This is a genomic window from Staphylococcus sp. CWZ226, assembly GCF_018986355.1.
Lineage (GTDB): Bacteria > Bacillota > Bacilli > Staphylococcales > Staphylococcaceae > Staphylococcus > Staphylococcus simulans.
Genome location: NZ_JAHMSB010000018.1, coordinates 1 through 24,960, shown reverse-complemented (window position 1 = coordinate 24,960; position 24,960 = coordinate 1). Strand labels below are relative to the sequence as shown.

Here is a 24,960-nt window from a genome sequence, read left to right as displayed (position 1 = left end):
TCCACTTGAGGGAATAAATACTAAAATAAAGCTGATACAGAGAATATCTTTTGGTTATAGAAATTTTGGTAATTTACGCAGTCGTATCATTTTATGTACAAATCTTTTTGCAGCTAATCCAAAAAAAAGAGATCAAGCAACTTTATGCTGCTTAATCTCTGTGTTTTAGCTCACCAGTCCTATTTGACAGAGAGCCAAATAAGAGCAGTTACCGCATAATGCGATAGCTGCTCTTGTTGTATTTAAACTTAGTTAAATAATTTATCTACACTTTTAGTTGTTTCTTTTAATACTTCTACAGAGTGGCTAAACTCTTTAGTTTCTCTTTCATTTAAAGGTGTTTCATAAATTTTCACTGCACCTGCACGGTTTACAAGTGTTGGTACACCGATGTAAACATCTTTATGACCGTATTCACCTTCTAAGTAACTTGAAACTGTTAATACAAGATTTTGGTTACGTAAAATAGCTTTAGAAATGTGTAATAAGCCCATTGCGATACCATAATAAGTTGCGCCTTTAGCTTTAATGATGTCATAAGCTGCATCACGTGTATTTAAGAAGATTTCTTCAATACGTTTTGCACGTTCAGGATCACCATTTAAAATGTCATATAAATTTTGACCTGCAATACTTGCTTGTGACCATACTGCTAATTCTGAATCACCATGTTCACCAATAATGCTAGCATTAACACTTTCAGGTGCTACACCGAATTCTGCACCTAATTCATATTTGAAACGTGCTGTATCTAGAATTGTACCAGAACCGATAACACGTTCTTTTGGTAAACCAGAAACTTTTTTAGTGACATAAGTAAGCACATCTACTGGGTTAGCAGCAATTAAGAAAATACCATCAAAACCGCTGTCCATAATTTGACCCACAATTGATTTGAAGATTTTAGTATTTTTTTCTACTAAATCTAAGCGTGTTTCACCAGGTTTTTGGGGTGCACCTGCAGTGATAACAACTAAATCAGCATCTGAACAATCAGCATATGAACCTGCTGTAACGATAGATGGTGATTCACCATAAGGCATACCATGGTTTAAGTCTAGTACATCGCCTTTTACTTTTTCTTCTACTAAATCAATAATTACTAATTGATCAGCAACACCTTGTGCTATCATAGCGAATGCATAACTAGAACCTACTGCACCATCGCCTACTAAAACTACTTTATTCGCTTTTACATTACTCATATTACTTACCCTCTCCAATTTAGAATCGCTTCTATGTGATTTATTTCACATATACAAGATACCAATTTCAGCCTATAAAATCAATGCGAAATGCTTGGAAATTTTACACATTGTAAACATTTACCGACAATACAAAAGACGCTGTAATGGTAAAGGTTATTACAGCGCCTTTTTGATTAAATTTCAATTTGATCATCAATGTCATTTGGTATAAAACCTAATGCATTGACTTTGTTATTTAAATAACTAAGGATATAACGCATGACTAACGGACGCTCTGGTTCATTATGAATTTCATGGTAGAGTCCTTCCCATGCTTTATAATAAAGTTCGTCTGTTTTTACACGTTTTTTGATTTCTACAATCGCATCGGTGTCTAAAATTTGATCTTCTTTCCCATACATTAAGCACATTGGGATACTTTGGATGTCTTCTAAATGTTCTAAAGTCTTTTTCATGACATGAACAACTTCTTTATACCAATGGTAAGATACTTTTGTCAGCATCAAACCATCTTCTTTAGTTTCTCTTATAACTTCTTCATTTCTTGTTAAATGCTCTGGTTCAATGCCTACATTAAAGCGCATATCTTTAACGCCTGCACCAATATTAGATGTAAATAGATTTTTGCGTGTTTTAGCATTTGTCTTAAACGCAACTAATGGCGAAAGTAAAATAATACCTTCAATCGGCAACTCAGTTCTTTCCATTAAATTTAATGTAATCAAACCGCCTAAGCCGACACCCATTAAAAATGTAGGTAATTTATATTCACTCGCTATTCTCAACCATTCCAAGATATGTTCGTGATAGACTTCAAAGTTGTCGATTTGACCTTTATTAGATCTTGAAGTTTGGCCTTGTCCAGGCAAATCACCCATAATCACATGATATCCATTTCGTCTGAGTGATGTAATCACATAGGCATATCTGCCTGTATGTTCTAATATATTATGAGCAATAACTATAACACCTTTTGCTTCACTTTCTGTTTCCCACTTCCACATATCAACGACTACCCTTCTACTGAATTAATTACTATTATTGTATCAAAACGAACCGATTAAAATCTATTTAGAACTGACATATATACTCAACTGAATTAAGGATAACCTTTTTAGTATTGTGTTCTTTTCTCATATCAATTACATAATTTACTATTCGTGTTATTTATAAATAAATAAGTATATTTGTATATTGTTAACGTTTTCATACATTTATGAAACATGATACACTATTTTTAACAGAGTTGTATGGGAGGAATTTACATGCCATTAGTCAAAGATTTTTTTATCAGTTTATCAAATAACACTTTTTTGAACCAAGCAGCACGAAAATACGGACCTATGTTAGGTGCCAGTAAAGTAGTTGTTGGTAACTCGATTGATGAAGTTATTAAGACAATCCAAACACTTAATGATAAGGGGATTACGGTGACTGTCGATTGTCTTGGTGAATTTGTAGATTCAAAAGAACAAAGTATTAAAGAAAAGAAAATTATTTTAACTGTACTACAAGCAATTTACGACAACGATTTAGACGCACATATTTCTCTTAAAATCAGTCAATTAGGCGCAGAGTTCGATGTAGATTTGGCAGAACAGAACTTAAGAGAAATTGTAGAAAAAGCAAAGTCACTTGGTAATATTCATATCAATATTGATACCGAGAAATATGCAGGCTTATCAAATATCCTCTACGTATTGGATGAATTATCAAAAGATTATGATAACATCGGAACAGTAGTTCAAGCTTATTTATATTCAGCCGACAATATGATTGAAAATTACCCGCACATTCGATTACGTTTAGTCAAAGGTGCTTATAAAGAAAATGCGTCTATCGCCTACCAAACTAAAGAGGACATCGATGAGAATTATATTAAGCTTATCGAAAAAAGACTGAAAAGTGCGAAGAATTTTACATCTATCGCTACACATGACCACAAAATCATTGATCATGTTAAAAAATTCGTTAAAGAGAACAACATAGATCGTGATAATTTCGAATTTCAAATGTTGTATGGTTTCCGTTCAGAGTTAGCTTATGAAATTGCCGAAGACGGTTATCATTTCTGTATCTATGTTCCATTTGGCGAAGATTGGTTCGGATACTTTATGCGACGTTTAGCTGAACGTCCGCAAAATTTAAATTTAGCTGTCAAAGAATTTGTGAAACCTAAAACACTTGCTGTAGGCGCTGGCGCAATTGCCGCAGTTATTGGTTTAAGTTTCGGTCTCAAAGGCTTAAAGAAACGTAAGTAAATACTGTATTCATGAAAAAGGCAAGACCACTATCGGCCTTGCCTTTTGTCTGTTATTTTTAATTCATAAACACTTATTGAATTGATTTTAATAAGTTTGCCATTTCAATTGCAGCCATTGCTGATTCTGCACCTTTATTGCCTGCTTTTGTACCTGCTCGTTCGATTGCTTGTTCAATTGTCTCAGTTGTTAGTACACCGAAGATTACTGGCAAGCCTGCTGTATCACTCACTTTTGATACGCCTTTTGCAACTTCATTACATACATAATCATAATGAGATGTTGCTCCGCGAATGACACAACCCAATGTAATCACTGCATCATACTTATTTGTTTCTGCTAATTTTTTAGCAGCTAGTGGAATTTCAAATGCACCTGGTACATATGCTACATCAATATTATCATTTTCTACTTCATGACGGACTAATACATCTTTAGCCCCTTCTAATAAGCGACCTGTAATAAAATCATTAAAACGACTCACAACAATACCGATTTTTAAATCTTTACCTAATAGTTTACCTTCAAAGTTCATGTTAATTCCTCCAATAATATCGTTAAAATTTATTAAATCATGTGTCCCATTTTTTCTTTTTTCGTTTGCATATAATCGTGATTGTGACTACATTCAGGTACAATCAGTTCAATTCGCTTTTCAACTTCAATACCATAATGTTTTAACCCTTTGAATTTTTCTGGGTTATTACTTAACAAGTTCACTTTTTCAATGCCGAAGTGTTTTAAAATTTCAGCAGCATGATAATAATCTCGTAAATCTTCTTCAAAACCTAATGCTAAATTCGCAGTGACTGTATCGTGACCTTGTTCAATCAGTTCATAGGCTTTCAGTTTATTAATTAAGCCAATGCCTCGACCTTCTTGTGGTAAGTAAATCACCATACCGTTGTGTTCGTCGATGTATTTCATTGCTGCTTCTAATTGAGCACCACAGTCACAACGTTGACTATGGAAAATATCACCTGTCAGACAAGATGAATGAATACGTACATTTTCAACGTTTTGAATGTCACCTTTGACAATTGCAACAATTTCATCATGTGAATAATCTGATTCAAATCCATACATATCAAATGTACCGAAATCTGTAGGTAGTTTTACTTTAGCTTTTGCATGCATGTGCTGTTCATGCAATTTACGGTAATGAATCAAAGATTCAATGGTAATCATTTTTAATTGATGTTTTTCTTTAAATGCTTGGAGTTGCTCACCTTTAGCCATTGTGCCGTCTTCATTCATGATTTCACAAATGAGACCTGCTGGTTTTGAGCCTGTCATACTTGCTAAATCTACAGCCGCTTCCGTATGTCCTGGACGTACTAGAACCCCGCCGATTCTAGCAATCAATGGAAATAAATGACCTGGTCGATTAAAATCTGCACTTGTACTCTCACCATTAATCAAAGCTTTAGCTGTCAGCATTCTCTCAGCAGCGCTGATACCTGTCGTAGTATCGATATGATCAATACTTTCAGTAAATGCTGTACCAAATGCATCGCTGTTATCTTTAACCATCGGCTCTAAATTTAATGAGCGTGCGATAGAAGGAGCTAGAGGTGCACAAATTAAACCACGTGCTTCTCGTGCCATAAAATTGACTGTATTTTCATTCATCAATTCCGTTACAGCTACTAAGTCCCCTTCATTTTCTCGGTCTTCATTATCCACAACAATAATACTTTCACCTTGTTTTAGTGCTTCAACTGCACTTTCGATATCATCAAATTGCATTTCTGAACACTCCTCTTAGAATCCGAATTGCGCTAATTTATCTGGCGTCAATTCAGTATTTTGATTTGAAATTGCTTTTTGTACATATTTGAATAACATATCCGCTTCCAAATGCACGGTATCACCGACACGCTTTTGACCTAAAATCGTTGCGCGTTTTGTTTCTGGAATTAAATGAATATCAAATTGGCCTTCTGCTAATCTGAAAATCGTTAAACTTGTTCCATCAACCGTGATTGAACCTTGTTGAACCATTTGGTCAGTAATAGATTTAGGACATTGTATGGTCATGATATTAGAATTAGATGACGGTTTGATTTTTAGGACTTTTCCGACTTCATCGACATGACCTAACACAAAATGGCCGCCAAATCTGCCCTGACTCGGCATAGCACGTTCAAGATTGACCGAGCTGCCTTTAGTCAATTGATTGAGATACGTTTTATTTTCTGTACCTTTGATAACATTCACATCAAAGGATTTCTGATTAAAGGAAGTTACTGTTAAACATGCACCATTGACACTGATTGAATCGCCGATATGCATATCTTCTAAAATTGTTTCACATGCTATCGAGAGTTTTATGACATTTTGTTCTGTCACAAGGCGATCAACCGTACCGATTTCTTCTACAATACCGGTAAACATGAAATCACTTCTTTCTTAATACAACTTTGATATTTTGATCGATGATTTCAGAATGGTCAATTTCAAATTGAGGAGTTTGTTCTAAAGGAAGTACATTGTCAGTTTGATAAAACTGATACTTGCCAGAACCTCCAATTACTTTCGGGGCGTAGTAAATAATCAGTGTTTGGACACACTGTGATTGGAGAAATTGTGAAGTCACTTTAGGTCCAGCTTCTACATAGACTGAGCCGATACCTCTTTGATATAAATCTTTTAAAATAGTTTCAATAGAACAATTATCTAATACAATGATTTGAATATTAGACCCATGCTCTTTTGTTTTTAATTGTGTATTTTCTGTATACACAAGCACAGGTGTCTGTTGATCAGTAAATAAAGTTTGTGTGAAATCCAAATGACCGCTTCTCGCTAACACCACACGTACAGGCTGTCTTTCTCCTTCTAACCTTACCGTTAAACTCGGATTGTCAGCTTGTACAGTACCTGCACCGGTTAGAATAGCATCATGTCTTGCTCGATGTTTAAACACATCCTGTTTCACATCTGGATTTGTAATCCACTTACTTTGACCGTTATCTGTCGCTTGCTTTCCATCTAAACTGACACTCACCTTTAAAGTTACTTCAGGTATCTGTGCTTGTTTAGCTTTGAAAAAATCTGTATACATAGCTTCTGCTTGTGCATCATGCTGATATTCCACTTCTATACCTGCTTCAGTTAAAATCTCATCACCAGGTGAATCTAAAGTTATATCTTTCATCGCATATACAACTTTTGAAATACCTGCTTCAATGATTTTATTGACGCAAGGCGGTGTAGAACCAAAGTGTGTGCAAGGTTCAAGCGAAACATAAATCGTTGCGCCTTCTGCATCTGCACCTGCCATATCTAAGGCTTGTACTTCCGCATGTCGTTCACCTTGTTTTAAATGCGCACCCAAACCGACAATTCTGCCATCTTTAACCACGACAGAACCAACGGCAGGGTTCACACCCGTTTGGCCTTCAGCCATTTTTGCTAATGCAATCGCATTTTGTAAAAATCGATTCAAACAATCACCTCATTAAAATAAAAAAATTCCGTCACCTAACTAAAGAGGCAACGGAAAAATGTATCATCACCGTATTTAAACAGAGTCCACCCATGTTAAAAATTGCTAACACAAACTAGACTTCACTTAAATACGCGTTTTAAATCATATTTAATGACGTCTTGATTCTTTCTCCCATCCAGACTTTCACTGTCGGCTCTAGATTCACACTAGATCAGCCATACTCTAAAATAGAGTACAGGTCGCAGGCTTATGTTTTTACTGCCGGTTGGGAATTGCACCCTGCCCCGAAAGAATTTTATGAAATTGTTTCTGAATCGAACGAGCAATACTTTGCTCATATATTTATCATAGCTTATTTTAATTTAACTGACAATAATTATTACTTAATGATTATCTATTCTCCGAATGAAATTCATATAAACTATTAACCGCCTGCACAGATTGGCGCACAATCATATTGACACCATTTCGTGCTTGGTTGATGCCATTGGTGATCTGACCAATCGCAATTAAGTGTGGCAGTGTTCCGTATCTCGGGCTGATGACTTGATTTGTTTCAGGCACAATTTGAATGCCACCCATCGGATGCGCTTGCACAATTTGTCTATTCGCAATATCAATTAAAAATCCGTCATCTTCATCTAAATCTTTTAATTGTGTTCTAGGTCCAGTCGCATTAATCACAACATTATATTGTTCAGTTTCGTTTGAATCTTTATATTTGAAAACAAAGGTATCATTTTCTTGTACAACTTTTTCTAAATCTTTTTTGATTAACAAGTGTCCAGCTTCTATCTCTTCTATAAGCAAACGTGCTGTGCGTGGCGGCATTGGGTTGGAATTCGCTTTTAAAATCGGCATGTAGCGTTTCATAAACTCCCTTTGATCTTCAATGCTTAAACTATTCCAAATCCAGTTCATATTTTCTTTTATCGTTTCTAATAAACTTTGGAATACACCTAATATTTCTGGGTGAGCTAAATCATATTTTAAATCTTTAATTGGGTCGCCGACTTTTCGATTGATAAGCTGTTGAAGCGGGATATTCAAATCCTCACACTCTTGCTTAAAGAGATGAATAGCAGTCTCTAGTGGAACTACACCAGAATGAGATTTAATAATCTGATTAAAGTTTTCTTTAGTTAGATACTTTAATGTAATTTCTGGCATTTCCCCTCTGACACTTGGCAACTCTCCACGTCGACTCACAGCCGTCAATGGCAAGTTAGGATGATGCTTCACAACATAACGAATAACATCAAGACTAGATAAACCTGTTCCGATTACTGCGATATCATCCGTATCTTCCACTGTATTTAATGTTTCATATGTGGGATAAGGTGATTTAATAAATCCTTTTAATCCTTTTAACTGGTATGGGTCATGATACGCCATCGTACCGACTGTCAAAAAGACATAGTCATATTGACGACATGCCTCTTGTTCATGATTGGTACAAATAAAGTATTGAATATGCGCATCTTTTTCAAAACCTTTTTCCAAGTACATTTCAGTCGCTTTTTCAGTAATAATATGAATATTGTCATACATGTCATTAAATTTATCGAGGTAACTTTTCATATAATGTCCAAAGACAAATCTTGGTAAATAAGTCGCATTCTCAAATTTAAAATCATTTTGTTGTTGATACCAATGATAGAATTCTTCCTGATCTTTAGAATTTAATGACATATCCTTACTTGGTAAATTAATTAGTAATTGTGAGCTGTCATTTTGAAATGGTACACCTTGTCCCATATTTTTAGCATTGTCATAAACATCAATGTCTAGTTCTTTGAAATATGGGTGCTGTTCTAATTGTCTTAAAATACTGACACCTGCAGTGCCCATTCCGATTATTGCAACACGCATACAAATAACCTCCTACTCTTCCTACATAACTACCCTGTTTATTGCTTCACCTTCTATTATGCAACAAACAAAAATAAAGCGAAACAATTAAATCACATTCATTTAATCATTTCGCTTTAAACTATATTTTATATTGAATTATTATTGATGTTCTTTGTCATCTTTATAAACAAATAGCTTGTAGTATTTACCTTCAGTATTAATCTTTTTATAGAAATCTGCAATAAGTGATGCGTTGCTTTCTGCCCATTTGATATCTGTTGCATATTGGTGTTCACCAGGATTCTTAGGATTCCATCTCATACTATATAACGTATTTTGATCTGGATTTGATAAGAAGTGCTTATGAATAAATTCTGCACCACCATCAATCGCTTTTTCTGGTGTATCCCAACCATGTTTTTTAGCATATTCAGCACCCGTTTTAATCGGGTCTTCATCTAATGCGCCGACACCATAGAAATTGTAGTATTTTTTACCATCAATTTCTACACCTTTTGATAATTCACTTTTTACAGCACCAGTTTCCAAGATAGCATGTGAAATTAAGTATACTTCATTTACTTGTCGTTTTTTAGCTGCATGAATAAAGTCTTCAGTATGTGCTAATAATGTAGGTCTGTCAGCAAGCATACGCTTAATTCTATTTTTATCGATACCTTGATATTTAGATAAATCTAAGAATTGATACTTTTGAGTTTTATCATCGATAAATTTTTCACTGTCCATGGCTTTCTTGATCTCTGTTCCTGTAGCATCATGCCATCTATCATTTTTGTCGGAAACTTGTTGGCTTGTATAGTTATTAATTTGTTTTTTAGCTGCTTGATTCAGAGTTACGTCCAAATGTTCAACTGTTTCTTCTTTTTTAACATGTTTAAACAATATTTGGTCGGAAATCATAGAAAAGAAAATATAACCTGTCACAGCCAAAATAACAAGCAGCCCTATAATTGCGAAGATAGAGCCTTTCTTGTGTTTCGTCATAATTACACCTCTTAGGTCAAGTTAAAGTGAACTGCTTAACACTATGTAACACGGTGTTGAAGCTTCTCGGCGCATTCATGATGACTGATTTATTTCTTACCGAGCTATCCCCATAGTTCCTACGGTTTTATAACACTTAAAAATCATTTCGTTTTGATTCTAAATCTTAACACTTTTTGCAGTGTATCACAATTTAGAGTTATCCAACCACCATTCTATCATATCTTATTCCATAGAACGTGCTTGAAGTCAGAATGTAATATTGCTGTATTCTTTCAATAACATTTCTATAACCTCAGTACATGATTTGTGCAAAATAACATCCTTCAAATAAAAAACAGCCTATTTATCTACAGACATTTCTGTAATAAACAGGCGAATACTAGCTTTCGTTTTTAATTATTCCGGACGTTTGTACTCCATAATTATAAAACTAGCTGCTTCTGATCTATTCTTATAGTAGTAACGGTTCAAATCGATTGTACCTTCAATTTTGCCATCACGATACATCATTTCATTTGTCATATTATTAATCATTACAAAATCTGAACTATCTTTAATCATATCCAATTCATCATGGCGTGCGAAAAAGTGTTCTAAATTCAAGTGTGCGTAATCCATGGAATCCTCCCATCTATTAGTAAATTATGTTTAATCATGCTTATTATGTCGAAAACTACAATTTATTTTGTTAAATTATTTAATTCTACCCTTCTATTTAACACCTATTTTGTACATTTAGCAAATGAAAGAATTAATCCGCTTCGTTAAACTCAAATCAACCAGAAATAATATGTTATGTACAAAGATTGAAAGTGTGGAGTGATGAACATAGAGACATTAATCATCCGACACCAGGGTATCATTTATGCTTTATTAAAAAGATATAATATTAAGTATGATATTGACGAATATGCCCAACTTTTATCCATCAAAATGTGGTCATTATTACGACAATTTGATACGTCCATTCATAATAGCATGAGCGGTTATTTATTTCAAAGGCTGAACTACTATCTCATCGATTTATTTAGAAAGAAAAGTAAAGTTTTAGAAGAGAGTAATCAAGCAATCATCTCCGATATTAAAGATGCAAGTGATTACTCAGATTACAATTATCTCACGCAGTTGATCGCATCTGAATATTACTTGCTGCTTAATGACTATGAACGCATGTGGTTGAATTTAAAATTATGTGGTTATAAACAATTCGAAATACAAACTTTGATGAAGAAGTCAGCGACTACAATCAGAAAGTATCAAATGCAAGTTCGCCATAAACTTGCACCTTTAAAACACTTTCTTAAAGGAGAGATGTCATAATGGTTGTTTGTGAACGTCCAAGAATTTTATATTTCACTTCCTACCCTCATCACACTTTCCAAATAGAATGTGTTTACAACATGTTTCATGGTTTAACGAAAGTGCCATTAAAATCTTATATGAATGCATTATTAAGACGTGAATCACCTCAATCTAAATATGCATCATATGAATTGAAACAAATGCTCAATATTCGTAAACACTTGCCATTAATCGTGAATCAACAAACCATTTTATTCCCTATACAGAATAAACGTGCACCTATCCAGTACTTTGTAAATGGTTTGGAAATCATAGGTCTAAAACAAGAACGCTATACGACAAGACTGATCTTTAAAAATGGTGTGCAGTTAGTCGTAAACGCCCATTACTCATTTGTGCATCGTAAGTGGTTAGAATGTATCTTCTTACATTTTATGACTTTTCATGACGCTGATTAAAGCGATTTTCTAACAACTTTTTTGTAAAGAATGCTGTAACGATTTTCATTAAAATACTTGCGACAATCAACGATATAATGCCACCTATTAGAATTAATGCTAATTGTACAAGTGATAAATCGACTTGTGGATTTACAAAATATTGAACGACACTTAAACTCGTTAGTAAACCAAATAAAAATAAACCTAGTAATAATGCATTGATAAGTAGCATCCCAACAATAATTAAGAATAGTGAGGCCGTTCCTTGATGACGCTTTTTAAAGATATGCGTTCTTAAAAATTGATTTGAAAACTTGATAGGCTGTTTATAAGTTAATGTATCAGTCTGATCGTTTTCTAAATCCTTTAAAACTTGGTTCAACTGATCTTTTTCTTTCTTATTTAGGAACCAAAGTTGCTTTTTTACTTTTGTTTCAAATTGCTCTTTTTTCACGACATCTATACACCTGCCCGGTAAAATTTTAAAAAGAGGCAGAAATAACTTTACGATAAGGACTGATACCTTGGTAAAGATTATTTCTGCCTTTATTTTATACTAGAATCAATTATCATGATACTAGATTTCTCATTTAATTATAGAATTGAAAGTCCTGATTTTTGAATATCTTTCGCAAATCCTTCAACAGTATCTACTGATAATTCATTGATATCTCTGCCGATATTTGGAATTTTGCTGATAACGCCTGCTGGGCATGTGATGATATCTGCACCGATTTCATCTGCTTGAATGACATTAAATAATTCACGGCAACTTGCCCATAATAATTTTACGCCTTTTTTAGAATGTGTTACTTCTACAGATTCTTTCATTAGTGGTAATGGATCCACACCAGTGTCCGCAATACGTCCTGCAAAGACAGAAACATAAGTTGGAACACCTTCTGTGACTGCATCTGTAATTTCTTTAACTTGTTCTAAAGTGTATACTGCAGTTACGTTTAATTGTACGCCGTCAGCTGATAATCTTTTAATTAAAGGAATTGTAGACTCACCTTTTGTATTCACAATTGGAATTTTAACGAAAACATTTTTACCATATTGTTTTAAAATTTCCGCTTCTTTTTCCATTGTTTCTAAATCATCCGCAAATACTTCAAATGAAATTGAAGCATCTGGAATTTCTTTCACAGCTTCCTCAGCGAATGCTTTATAATCTGTAACACCTGCTTTAGCCATTAAGCTCGGGTTTGTTGTGAATCCGTCTACCTCGTTATTTTTGTAAGCTTTTTTCATTTCTTCAATATCTGCACCATCCGCAAATACTTCTACATTCAAATCTGCTTTTACCATAAAATAAGTGCCTCCTTATTACTGTTAACTTTCAATGCTGTCTAAAGTAACTTGATTATAACATTCCCCCGTTTAAATCGCGATTGATTAACTCACAGCAGAATTGTTAATAAAGGTTTAAAAAAGAAACCACAACCCTCTAAAATTTTATGATATTATAAAAGAATGTACAGAAACGGAGGTCATCATGTCACGGTCAAAACTTTATTTTTACCTTACTATAATCCTTATTATCATCAGTTTTAACTTTAACATGTATAATCCACTGTTAAACGAGCAGTTTCATTCAATTGCGAAAAAAATAATTACAAGCAGTGTTGTTAATGCAATTATCCTAATTATTGCGATCATTTTAGCAGATAAATCTATTAAACATTCAAAAGAACGTACAGATTGGATTCGTAAAGCCAGTAAAATATTACCTATCATCTTATTAATAGTGATTGTTATTCATATCGTTACTTCTTTAATCTCATTTGGTATGATTAAATTTTAATTGACAATCCACTATAACAGTAGCATTATTTATATATTAAAAATGTAACGAGGCGATATTTTGCAGTATTTATATGTGTTCGTAGGAGGCGCACTAGGTGCCTTGCTGCGATTTATCTTTTCACAATTAAATCATGGCCAAGGGTTTCCGATTGGCACTTTTATTGCTAACTTAGCGGGCGCCTTTTTTATGGGTTTAGTCTCCGCCTTGGTGATTCAAACTTTTAAATCTAATCCTTTACTCAAAAAAGGAATTACAACTGGATTTTTAGGTGCATTAACCACGTTCTCTACATTTCAATTTGAACTGGTAAAAATGTTTGAACATCAGCAATATATTTTACTTTTTGTCTACGCGATTTCAAGCTATATTCTTGGTTTAGCAGTATGCTATATCGGTAGTAAAGCTGGAGGTGCCTTAAGTCATGAGTAACCTTTTATTAGTAATGCTTGGTGGCGGTTTAGGCGCTGTAGTCCGTGCAGCTGTCACAAATAGCTGTTCAAAACTATCTACTCAGCTGCCAATAGCAACGCTTATTGTCAACTTAGTAGGCAGTTTCTTAATCAGCTTGCTATCAGGTATCGCAATTGCACAAGCTTGGTTGTCTCCATTGATTATTGTAGGATTTTTAGGTGGTTTAACTACATTCTCTACCCTATCACTGGAATTAACCAATATGTTGACCACTAAGTCACAACGTATGCTTTTTATTGCGTATAGCTTTTTACAATATGGATTATGCTTTATCGCATGCCTAATCGGTTATGTTATCGCATAAAAGAAGCGTTATCTTTTACAACTCACTGTAAAGGGTAACGCTTCTTTTTGATTAATATGATTTATAAGATGGTACATCTGCGTCTATACTTTTATTTTGATTTAATAGATCTATGCGTTTCATTTGGTCGTCGGATAGCTTAAAGTCAAACACGTTGATATTTTCTTTAATGCGTGAAGGTGTGATGGATTTAGGAATCACAATAACATCATGTTGAATATGCCATCTCAATACAACTTGCGCAGGCGACTTCGCTACTTCTTCAGCGATAGCTTGAATTGTTTCATCTTTTAAGATGTCGCCGTTCATAAATGGTGACCAAGCTTCTGCTTGAATACGTTGCGCTTTAAGATACAACCTTAAATCATTTTGTGTTAAATAAGGATGAAATTCTATTTGATTAATCACTGGTTTAATCGATGCATGTGACAACAAACTTTCTAAATGATGCGGTTGAAAGTTGCTGACACCAATATTTTTAACTTTATTTTGTTTTAATAAATCTTCCATGCCTTTCCATGTATCAATCATTTCTTCTTCATTAGAGCCAGGCCAATGCATTAAATATAAATCTAAATAATCTAAATCAAGTTTATCTAAAGTTCGTTGATAAGCTTCTTCTACATTCATTCTGCCGTAATCATCTAACCATAGTTTTGAGGTAATGAATAAATCTGAGCGGTGTATGCCAGCGGCTTGAATACCCTTTTTAATGCCTTCTCCTACTTTTTCTTCATTTCCATAGCGTGCAGCTGTATCTATACTGCGATAACCGTGTTCTATCGCAAATGATACACGTTGTGCTAATTCATCACTATTTTCAATTCTATATGTGCCAAGTCCCAATTGTGGCATCGTTTGTCCATTATATAGCGTAAATGTATTCATTTTCTCTCTCCTTGCATTGTTGCTTTACCTTTATGCTATGCACAATGAATAAAACTGTAAAACATTTTGAATTAAAAATGCACTGCTAACTGTAAAATTACAGTCAACAGTGCATATTGTATTAATTAAATGATTCAATTTCTTCCATAACACGTTGTAAGTCTTCAACATTATATTGAATACGTCCATGGAAAACGAATTTATTAAAGTATTCATCTAATTGTTCTGGTCCAACTAGTACTTTAGTATTTGTTGTTTGTGCGTAATTTGAAATTGTCACTGCACCTTCATTTTTAGGATTGAAATAAAGTAATGCCATTGGTGTATATTTCAAATTCAATTCGCGCTTCAATGTATCTGCTAAGTGCTCAACTTCTTTTAATTGATTTGAGTAGTTTACAAATGAAGCTGATTGCTTATCATCATTTTCATCTAACACTAATGTTTGAGGATGACGTTTATCTAAATCCAACACATCAAAGACTTGTTCAATGGTTGGTAATGTACCGAATTGTTCTTGACTGATGCCATTATAAACATGTCCTTTAAGTAATTGAGAATCGATAATGTATAAGCCCGTACGTGTTAAGACTAAATGACTGATACGATCAATCGCATTAAAATCATTTTTAGGTAAGAAGATATTCGCCATGATATGCATATCTTCTGGTCGAATACGTTTTTCTTTAACCAAACGATCTCTGATACCGATTAAACGCATGTCTGTCACATACTCACTATGATTTTTCGAGAAGAGCTTCAGCGCATCGATTTCACGATCTTTTGCTGTCACTGTTTCATCGAAATCAGCGCGTTGTTTTGTGACCGCTTTTTTATGTTCGACGCGTTCTTTTTCAAGCTCGTCTTCATAATTTTCTTTTATACTTCTTTCTTTTGCCTCATATTGTTCTTCTGCTTTCAACTTAGCCTTTTTCTTACTGTTTAAGACAACTAAGAATAAGACAAAGAAGATAACAGCGACGACAATTGCTGCAATCAAACCAATTTCTAATGGTCCCATAACATATTCCGCTCCTTTACATATCTTACTCCCAATTATAAAGGAAAATATCGAATGTATCGATAATAAAATGTCACAAATTCAAAAACTGTATAGTTATGCTTGAACAGCTTCTTTTAATGCATCTACTTTATCTACACGTTCCCATGGTAAAGCAACATCCGTACGGCCAAAGTGACCATAAGCTGCTGTTTGTTTATAAATAGGACGTTTTAAGTCTAACATTTTAATGATACCTGCTGGACGCAAGTCAAAGTTAGCTCTTACCGCTTCTACCAATTGTCCTTCAGAAACTTTACCAGTTCCAAATGTATCAATTGAAATAGATACAGGTTCTGCTACACCGATAGCGTATGCAAGTTGTACTTCACATTTATCTGCTAATCCTGCTGCAACAATATTTTTAGCCACATAACGTGCTGCATATGCTGCTGAACGGTCTACTTTTGTAGGATCTTTACCACTGAAGCAACCACCGCCATGACGTGCAAGACCACCATAAGTATCTACAATAATCTTACGTCCTGTTAAACCAGCGTCACCTTGAGGTCCGCCAATCACAAAACGACCTGTCGGGTTAATGAAAAATTTAGTTTCTTCATCTAATAACTCAGCTGGTACGATTGGATCAATCACATGTGTTCTGATATCACGTTGAATTTGATCTAATGACGCATCTTCAGCATGTTGTGTTGAAATAACAATCGTATCAATACGTGCTGGTTTATCATTTTCATCATACTCAACAGTAACTTGTACTTTACCGTCTGGTCTTAAGTAAGTTAATGTACCATCTTTTCTGACATCTGATAAACGTTTCGCAAGTTGGTGTGAGAAGTAAATAGGTGTCGGCATATACGTATCTGTTTCATTCGTCGCATAACCAAACATTAAACCTTGGTCACCTGCACCTGTACTTTCAATTTCCTCTTCCGTAATTTCATTTCTATATTCTAAAGCAGTGTCTACTGCTTGTGCGATATCTGGTGATTGCTCATCAATTGCTGACATCACAGCCATTGTTTGACTATCATAACCATATTTCGCTCTCGTATAACCGATTTCTGCTACTGTATCACGGACAACCTTAGGAAAATCAACATAAGTTGCTGTAGAAATTTCTCCGACAATCATAGCCATTCCCGTAGTGACTACTGTTTCGCAAGCTACTCTTGCATCCGGATCTTTCTTTAATAATTCATCCAGAATAGCGTCTGAAATTTGGTCCGCTATTTTATCAGGATGCCCTTCTGTAACAGATTCTGACGTAAACAATTTTCTATTATTCGACATAACTGACTCCTTTTGATTTTGATTACGAAAATTCTCTATCTACGAGCTCAAATAAAAAAGGACTTTCAAACTATATAAACATAGAGAGAAAGCCCTTAAACGTCCTTTCGCTCTTATCGTTCAAACATCTTTAATGACATTTGCAAACGGTTTGGCACCTTTCTCCGATAAGGAGAGGTTGCTGGGCTTCTTTGGGTCCATGTCCCTCCGCCACTCAGGATAAGAGAATCCGTTAATCACAATACTACCCAAACTCTTTAGGCTTGTCAATTCTATATGTCTAAAATCTTAAATCTGTTATGGAATAATCGGCATATTATGTTATACTATGAAAATGTAAAGGCTTACAATTATTAACAATACTTACGCGCTGGAGGGGTTTTTAAAATGGCAGTAGATGCACAAACTAACCGTAATAAGTTGGATCATTTGATTGGAAAGTCTTCATCACTTTTCCAACTCACAACTACACAATTGTACAACAAGATTCTGGACAACAACGAAGGGGAACTGACAGAGCTTGGGGCTATCAATGCACTGACAGGTCAATACACTGGACGTTCACCTAAAGACAAATTTATTGTAAATGAACCTTCTTATAGAGATACGATTGACTGGGGTTCAATCAACCAACCTATTGAAGAAGATACATTCTTAAGACTTTACGACAAAGTTTTAGACTATTTAGATCAAAAAGATGAACTTTATGTCTTCAATGGTTATGCAGGCAGCGACGAAGATACACAACTACGTTTAACAGTAGTGAACGAAATGGCATGGCATAATTTATTCGCGAAAAATATGTTCATCCGCCCTTCTTCAAAAGAAGAAGCTCAAAAAATCAAACCAAACTTCACAATTGTTTCAGCACCACACTTCAAAGCTAATCCTGAAGTAGATGGTACAAAATCAGAAACATTCGTGATTGTTTCATTCAAACACCGCGTTATCTTAATCGGGGGAACTGAATATGCGGGTGAAATGAAAAAAGGTATTTTCTCAGTCATGAACTATTTATTACCACAACAAGACATCATGAGTATGCATTGCTCAGCCAACGTTGGCGAAAAAGGTGATGTTGCTTTATTCTTCGGTTTATCAGGAACTGGTAAAACAACATTATCTGCAGCACCTGACCGTAAATTAATCGGAGATGATGAACACGGTTGGAACCAAAATGGTATTTTCAACATTGAAGGCGGCTGCTACGCTAAAGCAATCAACCTTTCAAAAACGAAAGAACCTGAAATTTTCAACGCAATCCGCTACGGTACAATTTTAGAAAACGTAGTCGTTGCTGATGATGGTTCAGTTGATTTCGATGATAACGAGCACACTGAAAATACACGTGCTGCTTATCCGATTGATTACATTAAAAACATTGCTAAACCATCTAAAGCTGCACACCCAAATACAATCATCTTCCTTACTGCAGATGCATTTGGTGTGTTACCACCAATCTCTAAATTAAACAAAGCACAAGCACTGTATCACTTCTTAAGTGGTTTCACATCTAAGCTTGCAGGTACTGAACGTGGTATTACTGAACCAGTTCCTTCATTCTCAACTTGCTTCGGTGCACCGTTCTTGCCATTAAACCCTAAAGTTTATGCAGAATTATTAGGTGAATTAATCGATAAACACGATGTGGATGTTTACTTAGTGAATACAGGCTGGACTGGTGGAAAATATGGCGTAGGTCGTCGTATCAGCCTTAAATATACACGTCGCATGGTAGACGCTGCGATTAAAGGCGACTTAAAAGATGCTGCATTCGAAAAAGATGAAGCATTCGGTTTAAGTATTCCAACTGAAATTGAAGACGTACCAAATTCAATTCTACAACCAATCAACGCTTGGAGTGATAAAGACGCATACCGTGAACAAGCTGAAGACTTGAAATCACGTTTCGTTGAAAACTTTAAGAAATTCGGTGAAGAGAACGATGAAATCGCTGAAAAAGGCGGATTCCAAGCCTAATTAAATATAGAAATAAAAAATTCCGAGAGAGGTCACCCCTTTCTCGGAATTTTTATATCTTTTTTGCTTCAACATCGTTCATCCATTGATGTATCACTTGTAATACTTGTTTTAATGCTTTCGGTCTCGGAATATGTCCTTCCTTAGGTTGATAATACGTTTGATAACGATGTCCGATTTTTTTCAAGTAATTTTCTAAATAATAAGCTTGATGAATACCAACTTGAATATCTTCACCGCCATGAATAATTAAAATCGGTGGACTATTTGCGTCAATATATTGTAAAGCTTCTCTTTCTTGATAAGCAGCTAAATCTTTTTTAGGATGCCCTACCATACGACGTAACATCCCTCTTAAATCCACTCGCTCTTCATACATCAAATGCAAGTCAGATACACCGCCCCAAGTAATATAGCTGTCTGCTGGTAAATCTTGGAATGTTAATAATCCTTGTAATCCACCTCGAGAGAAACCAATTATATGCACAAAAGCTTCTGGATATAATATTTTTAATATACGGATCGCTTGTGTCACATCATGCAAATCATCACCACTGAATTCATCTCTGCCTTCACTGCCATTGTTACCGCGATAGTAAGGTCCGAAAACTAACGTATGATCATTCGCAAACTGTAATAGACGTCCAGTTCTGACACGCCCTACTTTTCCTTTACCGCCACGTAAATAGACTACAATGCGCTTTACAGACTGTTTAGGTGTAATCATAAGTCCTTTGACTCGTAAATCATCTACAAGGTAAGTTACTTCTTCACCACGATGCGTTGTGAGATCAATCGGCATCCTCTTTCTTTTGATAAAGTCCAAGTTCTATCACTCTTTCTACACATTTTAATATCGCTTCGTCTTCTAATAAGAAACTCTTTTCTTCATCCGAAATTTCATCTAAATGTTTACACGTCACAGGGCCTGCTGTTTCTAAATAATCGTTTTTACTTTCTAAAGTGTCTACTTGCACCGCAAAGACATCTTTCGTAAACCATTTCGTCCCTTCTGGGTGATATACGGTATATTGCGCAACATACGTCATCTCAGCAACAATCCCGCCAGTTTCTTCATAGACTTCACGAACAATTGCTGCTTCGCTACTTTCTCCCTGTTCTATTTTTCCACCTGGAAATTCTATCCCTCTTTTTTTATGTCTAGTTAAAAGATAACTATCATCGAGAAATGCGATCGCAAGAACGTGTTCCCCATTTGGTTTATCTTGTGGTTGTGTAAAGTTCAACCGAATTTCTTTATCAAATTGATCATGTATAATCACGTTCTATCACATCCTTTTATTATATATGCTAAAATAGATTCGTTACGAATTGAGACAAATCAGTTGGAGGGATTAAATTGAAGAAGCTATTACTCGGCTTAATATGGATATATCAACATTTTATTTCACCGTTGACACCTCCTACATGCCGCTTCTACCCTACATGTTCAAACTATACAAAAGAAGCTATTGAAGTTCATGGCCCAATCAAAGGAACATGGCTTGGTATCAAACGCATTTCAAAATGTCATCCGCTTCATAAAGGTGGATTTGACCCAGTGCCATTAAAGCATGACAAACATCAACATTGTCATCATCACCATCATCATGAATAAATTTTTAATTGATCCACATCAATTTCAGGGGGCGCAAAGTATAAGTGTCCCCTTTTTAATATGCCGTTTTCTTGTGTAAACTCCTGATCAAAATAATAGCCATAAGGCGTTACATCCCCAGGATAGTCAGCATACTGACTTAGATAAGCAGTAAAATAGCGGCTTAATCCATATTCATACATACCGCCGATCACTACTTTAATGTTTTGTCGATGCAAGCTGTCTATCGCATCTAATATTTTATCTATGCCGCCAAGTCTGAAAGGCTTTAAAATCACTGTATCAATCGGATATTGTTCAATCAAGGTTAAAATGCTTGAGACATCTCTTGCTTTCTCATCTATTGCTACAGGTGGGATAACTTTTGGAGATAAGGTTTTCAACATTTCTAAATCCTTAAAAGGCTCCTCGATAAACAAGATATCTTCAAGGTTTTGAACTTTTTTTAAAGTTGCTATATCTTGATTCGTTAAAGATTCATTCGCATCTAATGCGATCCATGGGTTAAATGGTAAATTTTGTAGCTGTTCGATGTCAGCAATAACTTTTGGCGACCACTTTAATTTAATACGCTTTGGTTTTGTTTTTAATAGTTGCTGATAATTTTCAGTTGATAAACCACTTATCGTTGCACCATACTGAACCTCGAATGAAGGAAGATGATGGAAAACTTGATATAACGCCATCGCAACAGTACCTCTCGCTGCGGGTGCGTGATTCAAGTGGTTCAACAATACTTTAGCTTCATCAAAGGTTTCTATCTCTTTATCTTTGAGGACTGTATTAAACCATTGTTTCAATGTTTCATACACACTCTCTATTGTCTCTTTATCATACCAATCTGTTTCAAAGGCATTACATTCGCCGAAATAAGTTTGTCCGTGCTCATTTTTCAATCCGATCACTAAGACTTTTCTTGTTTCTAGAGTGACTTTAGGCGTTTTAATCTGATGCTTAAATGCTGCTTCATACGTATAAAATAGAATAGATTCAAAACGCATGCTTATTCCTCTAGCTTTCCACGTTTTAATTTACCTGTAGATGTATAAGGCAATGTTGTCACTTGTTGATAATATTTCGGCACTTTATATTTCGCTAATTCCTCTTTTAAAAAGGTATCTAATGCGTCATGATTTATATCTTTTTCACTCGTATAATATAATGCCGGCACTTGTCCCCAAGTATTATCATCTTTGGCATAACACATTGCATCTGTAATACCGTCAAAACGTTTCACAACTGTTTCGATTTCATAAGGATAAATGTTTTCTCCACCGCTGATAATCAAATCTTTTCTGCGGTCATAAACCATCACAAAGCCATCCACATCTACACTTGCGATATCACCTGTTTTAAAGTAGCCATCTTCAAATACATCTGTCAAATTTTCAGGATATAGATAACCTTCCATAACGTTGTTACCTTTTAATAAGAGTTCTCCATGTCCTTCATGGTTTGGATTGATAATCTTAACTTGAACGTTAGGGCTCGGTTTCCCTACTGTGTTAGGATTTTGTTTAAGCATGGATGGAGAAGCGGTTAAAAATTGTGAACACGTTTCTGTCATACCAAATGAATTATAAATCGGTAAATCCGCTTTCAAGGCGTTATGAATTAAATCATCAGATAATTTCGCACCGCCAAGCAGTATTTTTTGAAGTTGATAAGGTTGTGTTAAACCTGCGTCCATCATCCAACCTAAAGTTTGCGGCACGAGTGAAATGTGGGTAATCTGTTCACTTTGAATCGCTTTTAATACCGTTTTTGTTTCAAATTTCTGCATTAATCTGACTGTAAAACCTTCAATGATACTGCGCAGTAACACACTTAAACCTGAAATGTGATAAATCGGCAAGACGGATAACCATTTCGTATTACTATCAAAACCTAAGCTTTCTCTGCATCCATTCGCACTCGCTAAATGGTTATTAAAAGTTTGGGGTACTGCCTTTTGTGGACCTGTCGTTCCTGAAGTAAACATAATCGAAGCGATACGGTTTAAATCCAGTTCAGTCTCATAAGTTTGTGTTGAGCGACGTTGTTCAACTTCACTCCAATTTATAATGGTAAAATCATCTAATTCTAATGGTAATGTGGCAATGATTATATCTGTGTGTACAGATTTAAGTTGCGCTTTAATTTCTTTGTATGTAAGCCGTGTATTAATCATGACTGCTTCTATACCAGCTAACCATGCACCATAAATCATTAAAGCCGCATCTATACGATTATCTATATAAAATGCAATTCTCTTTTGATTCAGTTGTTTAAATACATTTGCATATTGTTTTGCTGATTGATACACGCTCGCGTATGTAAGTTTTGTTGCTCCATCGTCTAATGCGATATTTTCAGGAACACGCTCTGCGCTTTGTTTTAACCAAAAATCCATACTATCTTCCTCCCATAATCTCTACCTATCTATCATAACAAAATTCAAGTAGTTTCCCTTAATTTTCGAATTGAAAAAAGAGGATGCGCGTCGCACCCTCTCATTTCTTTCATATTTAATTGAACAGTTGACTTAGTTTATCTTTAATCGTTTGTAGTTTACTATCGATATCATTTAATAAACTGTCTACTTTAGATTGATTTTCACCATTTTGTTGCGCTTGGTTTGCTTGTTTTAATTTATCAACCGCATTTTGATATTGGTCAGTGACATTTTGATCTGTCGCATTTGAAGCTTTATCTTTTAATTGGTTAACTTCATTTTGTGCAGATTCAATCGCATTCTGGCTATTTTGACCATTTTGAATATTGTTTTTAGCACTTTCAATTTTTTCTTTAATGACTGTTTCTTTCTCACGAATGATTTCTTTATAGTTATTTGTCACTGGTTTTTGAGTTTGTGAGCTATTAGGTTGTGTTTGTTGTGTTTGCGCATTTTGATTTGCGGTTTCTGTGCTATCTTTTGGCTGCATCATATTTCTAACTATAAATATTGCTACAACAATCAATAAGATAACTACAATCGCGGCCAAACCTTTTTTCCATTTACTATTTTTACGATTCTCATCTTCCAACATACGTTCACGTCTGTAATCACGTTCATTATAATAACGACCATCTTCATCAGAACGTCTGCGGTACTCTTCTTCACGTGTATCACGATATCTTGGATCGTGTCCATCTCTTGAGTCACGTGGGTCTCGATTATAGCGGTCATAATCAGGTTGATTTCTATCTGAGCGTTTCATGTCTATCACCTTATTTCGAAATAATGTTAAAGTTTTTCTTATATTACTCTTACCACTATTGTACCACGCGTATTCATCATGCACCTCGTATAAAAGTCGTATCTATTTCTGTATTTCTATTGTATTCAATATAGAGTTATAAGATAATAATAGAAATTGCTTGAAATGAGGGAATTGTTTTGCGCCAATCATCCAATAAAATGCCACGTACTATCATGAAATATTGCGGCTCAATTATATTATTACTACTTATCGTCTACTATTTATACAAAAATTACGGTAGTAACTTATTCAGACTAGATATTCCAACTGATTCTTCTATGTATTACATTATTCATCTTGATTGGAATAGATATGCTGAAGCTTATGTCGCAACTTTGACTACAATCATTATCCCCTTATTTCTAATCGGGATAATCCTGTTCATACTGACTCGCCTAACTAAAGGTACAGTTAAAAATATATTAATCAAAATACTGCCATTGATATTATTCATTGCACTTTTTGTCTTAATTTTTGTGCCGATGTTATTCGTACTAAACGTGACACACTTTTCATTCTTAGCAACATTTTTATCATTCTTGGCATTATCCAAACCAGCAATGGTAAAAATCTATCGTTTCAGCCAAAAAAGTGTTGATGAGATCAATCATCCAGAGATCAATACAACAGAAAAAGAAAATAAATCATAAGATGCATCCACTTCATATCGGAGTGGATGTCAGACTGTCGACAAAGTCCTACGGACTTGTCGGCATTTTTTATTTTTTAACATTTTACATAATAACCTTTTCCCCATTTCTTGTATAATGATAGTAATAAGATAATGAGGTGATAGTATGCTAAAT

The 24,960-nt window shown here is 34.9% G+C and carries 29 protein-coding genes and 2 riboswitches; of the genes, 10 read left to right on the top strand and 19 right to left on the bottom strand.

Translation table 11 applies throughout. The features are described from left to right. Window positions 1-169: transposase (locus KRR19_RS12280; RefSeq protein ID WP_253901126.1), on the top strand; the 169-nt coding region annotated here is incomplete at its 5' end. A 79-nt stretch (window positions 170-248) separates the two neighbouring features. Here the strand turns inward: KRR19_RS12280 and KRR19_RS11515 are convergent. Together KRR19_RS11515 and KRR19_RS11510 are read right to left on the bottom strand one after the other, a co-directional pair. Continuing rightward, window positions 249-1,205 (bottom strand): L-lactate dehydrogenase, encoded by a 957-nt coding sequence (locus KRR19_RS11515; RefSeq protein ID WP_156666664.1) that lies wholly within the window; start codon window positions 1,203-1,205, stop codon window positions 249-251. A gap of 176 nt (window positions 1,206-1,381) precedes the next feature. Continuing rightward, window positions 1,382-2,212, bottom strand: a complete 831-nt coding sequence (locus KRR19_RS11510) for an alpha/beta fold hydrolase (protein ID WP_002481238.1) — start codon at window positions 2,210-2,212, stop codon at window positions 1,382-1,384. Window positions 2,213-2,473: 261 nt separating this feature from the next. Between KRR19_RS11510 and KRR19_RS11505 the strand changes: the two genes are divergently transcribed. After that, the gene (locus KRR19_RS11505) at window positions 2,474-3,469 is read left to right on the top strand and encodes a proline dehydrogenase family protein (protein ID WP_156666665.1); all 996 of its coding nucleotides are present in this window, start codon (window positions 2,474-2,476) and stop codon (window positions 3,467-3,469) included. A 73-nt stretch (window positions 3,470-3,542) separates the two neighbouring features. Here KRR19_RS11505 and ribH read toward each other — a convergent pair whose 3' ends face one another. The 7 genes from ribH to KRR19_RS11470 form a co-directional block, all read right to left on the bottom strand. After that, a complete protein-coding gene (ribH, locus tag KRR19_RS11500; protein WP_070626312.1) occupies window positions 3,543-4,004 on the bottom strand; it encodes a 6,7-dimethyl-8-ribityllumazine synthase in 462 nt (153 codons plus the stop codon). Window positions 4,005-4,036: 32 nt separating this feature from the next. Further along, entirely contained in the window at window positions 4,037-5,218 is a 1,182-nt protein-coding gene (locus KRR19_RS11495; RefSeq protein WP_002481241.1) for a bifunctional 3,4-dihydroxy-2-butanone-4-phosphate synthase/GTP cyclohydrolase II, read from the bottom strand. A gap of 15 nt (window positions 5,219-5,233) precedes the next feature. Further along, window positions 5,234-5,866, bottom strand: coding sequence for a riboflavin synthase (locus KRR19_RS11490; RefSeq protein WP_156666666.1), 633 nt, complete (start codon window positions 5,864-5,866; stop codon window positions 5,234-5,236). 4 nt (window positions 5,867-5,870) lie between these two features. Continuing rightward, window positions 5,871-6,920: a bifunctional diaminohydroxyphosphoribosylaminopyrimidine deaminase/5-amino-6-(5-phosphoribosylamino)uracil reductase RibD gene (ribD, locus tag KRR19_RS11485; RefSeq protein ID WP_216733641.1), complete on the bottom strand. Its 1,050-nt coding sequence runs from the start codon at window positions 6,918-6,920 to the stop codon at window positions 5,871-5,873. A gap of 162 nt (window positions 6,921-7,082) precedes the next feature. Next, window positions 7,083-7,219: riboswitch (FMN riboswitch) on the bottom strand. A 94-nt stretch (window positions 7,220-7,313) separates the two neighbouring features. Beyond that, a complete protein-coding gene (locus KRR19_RS11480; protein ID WP_216733640.1) occupies window positions 7,314-8,795 on the bottom strand; it encodes an FAD/NAD(P)-binding protein in 1,482 nt (493 codons plus the stop codon). Window positions 8,796-8,936: 141 nt separating this feature from the next. Next, complete coding sequence (sagB, locus tag KRR19_RS11475) at window positions 8,937-9,782, bottom strand: peptidoglycan release complex glucosaminidase SagB (RefSeq protein ID WP_002481245.1); 846 nt, start codon at window positions 9,780-9,782, stop codon at window positions 8,937-8,939. 399 nt (window positions 9,783-10,181) lie between these two features. Continuing rightward, window positions 10,182-10,403: a hypothetical protein gene (locus tag KRR19_RS11470; RefSeq protein ID WP_023016000.1), complete on the bottom strand. Its 222-nt coding sequence runs from the start codon at window positions 10,401-10,403 to the stop codon at window positions 10,182-10,184. Window positions 10,404-10,607: 204 nt separating this feature from the next. Here KRR19_RS11470 and KRR19_RS11465 point away from each other — a divergent pair, with 204 nt between their 5' ends. Both KRR19_RS11465 and KRR19_RS11460 read left to right on the top strand, forming a co-directional pair. Then, window positions 10,608-11,105 (top strand): sigma factor, encoded by a 498-nt coding sequence (locus tag KRR19_RS11465; RefSeq protein WP_002481247.1) that lies wholly within the window; start codon window positions 10,608-10,610, stop codon window positions 11,103-11,105. Continuing rightward, complete coding sequence (locus KRR19_RS11460; RefSeq protein ID WP_023016002.1) at window positions 11,105-11,545, top strand: hypothetical protein; 441 nt, start codon at window positions 11,105-11,107, stop codon at window positions 11,543-11,545. The genes KRR19_RS11465 and KRR19_RS11460 overlap by 1 nt, the downstream gene beginning before the upstream one ends. Here the strand turns inward: KRR19_RS11460 and KRR19_RS11455 are convergent. Both KRR19_RS11455 and KRR19_RS11450 read right to left on the bottom strand, forming a co-directional pair. Continuing rightward, the gene (locus tag KRR19_RS11455) at window positions 11,520-11,981 is read right to left on the bottom strand and encodes a hypothetical protein (protein WP_023016003.1); all 462 of its coding nucleotides are present in this window, start codon (window positions 11,979-11,981) and stop codon (window positions 11,520-11,522) included. The genes KRR19_RS11460 and KRR19_RS11455 overlap by 26 nt on opposite strands. Window positions 11,982-12,121: 140 nt before the next feature. Beyond that, the gene (locus KRR19_RS11450; RefSeq protein WP_002481250.1) at window positions 12,122-12,838 is read right to left on the bottom strand and encodes a transaldolase; all 717 of its coding nucleotides are present in this window, start codon (window positions 12,836-12,838) and stop codon (window positions 12,122-12,124) included. 187 nt (window positions 12,839-13,025) lie between these two features. On the opposite strand from KRR19_RS11450, the gene KRR19_RS11445 reads away from it, so the two are divergent. Genes KRR19_RS11445 through KRR19_RS11435 form a run of 3 tightly spaced genes read left to right on the top strand, consistent with a single transcriptional unit; the run spans window position 13,026 to window position 14,112 of the window. Next, complete coding sequence (locus KRR19_RS11445) at window positions 13,026-13,334, top strand: hypothetical protein (protein WP_023016004.1); 309 nt, start codon at window positions 13,026-13,028, stop codon at window positions 13,332-13,334. 60 nt (window positions 13,335-13,394) lie between these two features. Next, window positions 13,395-13,766, top strand: coding sequence for a fluoride efflux transporter CrcB (crcB, locus tag KRR19_RS11440; protein WP_060804834.1), 372 nt, complete (start codon window positions 13,395-13,397; stop codon window positions 13,764-13,766). After that, window positions 13,759-14,112 carry a fluoride efflux transporter FluC gene (locus tag KRR19_RS11435; RefSeq protein ID WP_002481253.1) on the top strand — a complete coding sequence of 118 codons (354 nt, stop codon included), beginning with the start codon at window positions 13,759-13,761 and terminating at the stop codon, window positions 14,110-14,112. The genes crcB and KRR19_RS11435 overlap by 8 nt, the downstream gene beginning before the upstream one ends. 51 nt (window positions 14,113-14,163) lie before the next feature. Here the strand turns inward: KRR19_RS11435 and KRR19_RS11430 are convergent, their stop codons facing one another. The 3 genes from KRR19_RS11430 to metK form a co-directional block, all read right to left on the bottom strand. Beyond that, window positions 14,164-15,000, bottom strand: coding sequence for an aldo/keto reductase (locus KRR19_RS11430; protein ID WP_156666670.1), 837 nt, complete (start codon window positions 14,998-15,000; stop codon window positions 14,164-14,166). Window positions 15,001-15,121: 121 nt separating this feature from the next. Further along, complete coding sequence (locus tag KRR19_RS11425; RefSeq protein ID WP_002481255.1) at window positions 15,122-16,021, bottom strand: NERD domain-containing protein; 900 nt, start codon at window positions 16,019-16,021, stop codon at window positions 15,122-15,124. Window positions 16,022-16,117: 96 nt separating this feature from the next. Then, a complete protein-coding gene (gene metK, locus KRR19_RS11420) occupies window positions 16,118-17,314 on the bottom strand; it encodes a methionine adenosyltransferase (RefSeq protein WP_002481256.1) in 1,197 nt (398 codons plus the stop codon). 110 nt (window positions 17,315-17,424) lie between these two features. Further along, window positions 17,425-17,540, bottom strand: a riboswitch (SAM riboswitch). A gap of 161 nt (window positions 17,541-17,701) precedes the next feature. Here metK and pckA point away from each other — a divergent pair. Beyond that, complete coding sequence (pckA, locus tag KRR19_RS11415; protein WP_002481257.1) at window positions 17,702-19,294, top strand: phosphoenolpyruvate carboxykinase (ATP); 1,593 nt, start codon at window positions 17,702-17,704, stop codon at window positions 19,292-19,294. A 52-nt stretch (window positions 19,295-19,346) separates the two neighbouring features. Here pckA and KRR19_RS11410 read toward each other — a convergent pair whose 3' ends face one another. Together KRR19_RS11410 and ytkD are read right to left on the bottom strand one after the other, a co-directional pair. Continuing rightward, complete coding sequence (locus tag KRR19_RS11410) at window positions 19,347-20,120, bottom strand: alpha/beta hydrolase family protein (protein WP_070626290.1); 774 nt, start codon at window positions 20,118-20,120, stop codon at window positions 19,347-19,349. Next, the gene (ytkD, locus tag KRR19_RS11405) at window positions 20,086-20,577 is read right to left on the bottom strand and encodes an RNA deprotection pyrophosphohydrolase (protein ID WP_156666672.1); all 492 of its coding nucleotides are present in this window, start codon (window positions 20,575-20,577) and stop codon (window positions 20,086-20,088) included. The genes KRR19_RS11410 and ytkD overlap by 35 nt, the downstream gene beginning before the upstream one ends. A 77-nt stretch (window positions 20,578-20,654) precedes the next feature. Between ytkD and yidD the strand changes: the two genes are divergently transcribed. After that, window positions 20,655-20,912 (top strand): membrane protein insertion efficiency factor YidD, encoded by a 258-nt coding sequence (yidD, locus tag KRR19_RS11400; RefSeq protein ID WP_023016239.1) that lies wholly within the window; start codon window positions 20,655-20,657, stop codon window positions 20,910-20,912. Here yidD and menC read toward each other — a convergent pair. The 3 genes from menC to KRR19_RS11385 all read right to left on the bottom strand — a co-directional run bounded on the left by menC (window position 20,903) and on the right by KRR19_RS11385 (window position 24,112). Further along, window positions 20,903-21,913: an o-succinylbenzoate synthase gene (menC, locus tag KRR19_RS11395; RefSeq protein ID WP_156666673.1), complete on the bottom strand. Its 1,011-nt coding sequence runs from the start codon at window positions 21,911-21,913 to the stop codon at window positions 20,903-20,905. The genes yidD and menC overlap by 10 nt on opposite strands. Before the next feature lie 2 nt (window positions 21,914-21,915). Next, window positions 21,916-23,304: an o-succinylbenzoate--CoA ligase gene (menE, locus tag KRR19_RS11390; RefSeq protein ID WP_156666674.1), complete on the bottom strand. Its 1,389-nt coding sequence runs from the start codon at window positions 23,302-23,304 to the stop codon at window positions 21,916-21,918. Window positions 23,305-23,419: 115 nt separating this feature from the next. After that, window positions 23,420-24,112 carry a hypothetical protein gene (locus KRR19_RS11385; protein ID WP_023016242.1) on the bottom strand — a complete coding sequence of 231 codons (693 nt, stop codon included), beginning with the start codon at window positions 24,110-24,112 and terminating at the stop codon, window positions 23,420-23,422. 179 nt (window positions 24,113-24,291) lie between these two features. Here KRR19_RS11385 and KRR19_RS11380 point away from each other — a divergent pair, with 179 nt between their 5' ends. After that, complete coding sequence (locus tag KRR19_RS11380; protein ID WP_002481264.1) at window positions 24,292-24,804, top strand: hypothetical protein; 513 nt, start codon at window positions 24,292-24,294, stop codon at window positions 24,802-24,804. Window positions 24,805-24,960: the final 156 nt, after the last annotated feature.

Excerpts from the sequence above, each read along its gene's own strand:
- KRR19_RS11460 (WP_023016002.1), top strand. The coding sequence starts at position 11,105 with ATGGTTGTTTGTGAACGTCCAAGAATTTTATATTTCACTTCCTACCCT.
- menC (WP_156666673.1), bottom strand. The coding sequence starts at position 21,913 with ATGCGTTTTGAATCTATTCTATTTTATACGTATGAAGCAGCATTTAAG.
- KRR19_RS11385 (WP_023016242.1), bottom strand. The coding sequence starts at position 24,112 with ATGAAACGCTCAGATAGAAATCAACCTGATTATGACCGCTATAATCGA.
- KRR19_RS11445 (WP_023016004.1), top strand. The coding sequence starts at position 13,026 with ATGTCACGGTCAAAACTTTATTTTTACCTTACTATAATCCTTATTATC.
- KRR19_RS11450 (WP_002481250.1), bottom strand. The coding sequence starts at position 12,838 with ATGGTAAAAGCAGATTTGAATGTAGAAGTATTTGCGGATGGTGCAGAT.
- menE (WP_156666674.1), bottom strand. The coding sequence starts at position 23,304 with ATGGATTTTTGGTTAAAACAAAGCGCAGAGCGTGTTCCTGAAAATATC.
- pckA (WP_002481257.1), top strand. The coding sequence starts at position 17,702 with ATGGCAGTAGATGCACAAACTAACCGTAATAAGTTGGATCATTTGATT.
- KRR19_RS11435 (WP_002481253.1), top strand. The coding sequence starts at position 13,759 with ATGAGTAACCTTTTATTAGTAATGCTTGGTGGCGGTTTAGGCGCTGTA.
- metK (WP_002481256.1), bottom strand. The coding sequence starts at position 17,314 with ATGTCGAATAATAGAAAATTGTTTACGTCAGAATCTGTTACAGAAGGG.
- KRR19_RS11490 (WP_156666666.1), bottom strand. The coding sequence starts at position 5,866 with ATGTTTACCGGTATTGTAGAAGAAATCGGTACGGTTGATCGCCTTGTG.
- KRR19_RS11470 (WP_023016000.1), bottom strand. The coding sequence starts at position 10,403 with ATGGATTACGCACACTTGAATTTAGAACACTTTTTCGCACGCCATGAT.
- KRR19_RS11505 (WP_156666665.1), top strand. The coding sequence starts at position 2,474 with ATGCCATTAGTCAAAGATTTTTTTATCAGTTTATCAAATAACACTTTT.
- KRR19_RS11430 (WP_156666670.1), bottom strand. The coding sequence starts at position 15,000 with ATGAATACATTTACGCTATATAATGGACAAACGATGCCACAATTGGGA.
- KRR19_RS11425 (WP_002481255.1), bottom strand. The coding sequence starts at position 16,021 with ATGGGACCATTAGAAATTGGTTTGATTGCAGCAATTGTCGTCGCTGTT.
- KRR19_RS11515 (WP_156666664.1), bottom strand. The coding sequence starts at position 1,205 with ATGAGTAATGTAAAAGCGAATAAAGTAGTTTTAGTAGGCGATGGTGCA.
- KRR19_RS11495 (WP_002481241.1), bottom strand. The coding sequence starts at position 5,218 with ATGCAATTTGATGATATCGAAAGTGCAGTTGAAGCACTAAAACAAGGT.
- KRR19_RS11480 (WP_216733640.1), bottom strand. The coding sequence starts at position 8,795 with ATGCGTGTTGCAATAATCGGAATGGGCACTGCAGGTGTCAGTATTTTA.
- ribH (WP_070626312.1), bottom strand. The coding sequence starts at position 4,004 with ATGAACTTTGAAGGTAAACTATTAGGTAAAGATTTAAAAATCGGTATT.
- KRR19_RS11465 (WP_002481247.1), top strand. The coding sequence starts at position 10,608 with ATGAACATAGAGACATTAATCATCCGACACCAGGGTATCATTTATGCT.
- sagB (WP_002481245.1), bottom strand. The coding sequence starts at position 9,782 with ATGACGAAACACAAGAAAGGCTCTATCTTCGCAATTATAGGGCTGCTT.
- KRR19_RS11510 (WP_002481238.1), bottom strand. The coding sequence starts at position 2,212 with ATGTGGAAGTGGGAAACAGAAAGTGAAGCAAAAGGTGTTATAGTTATT.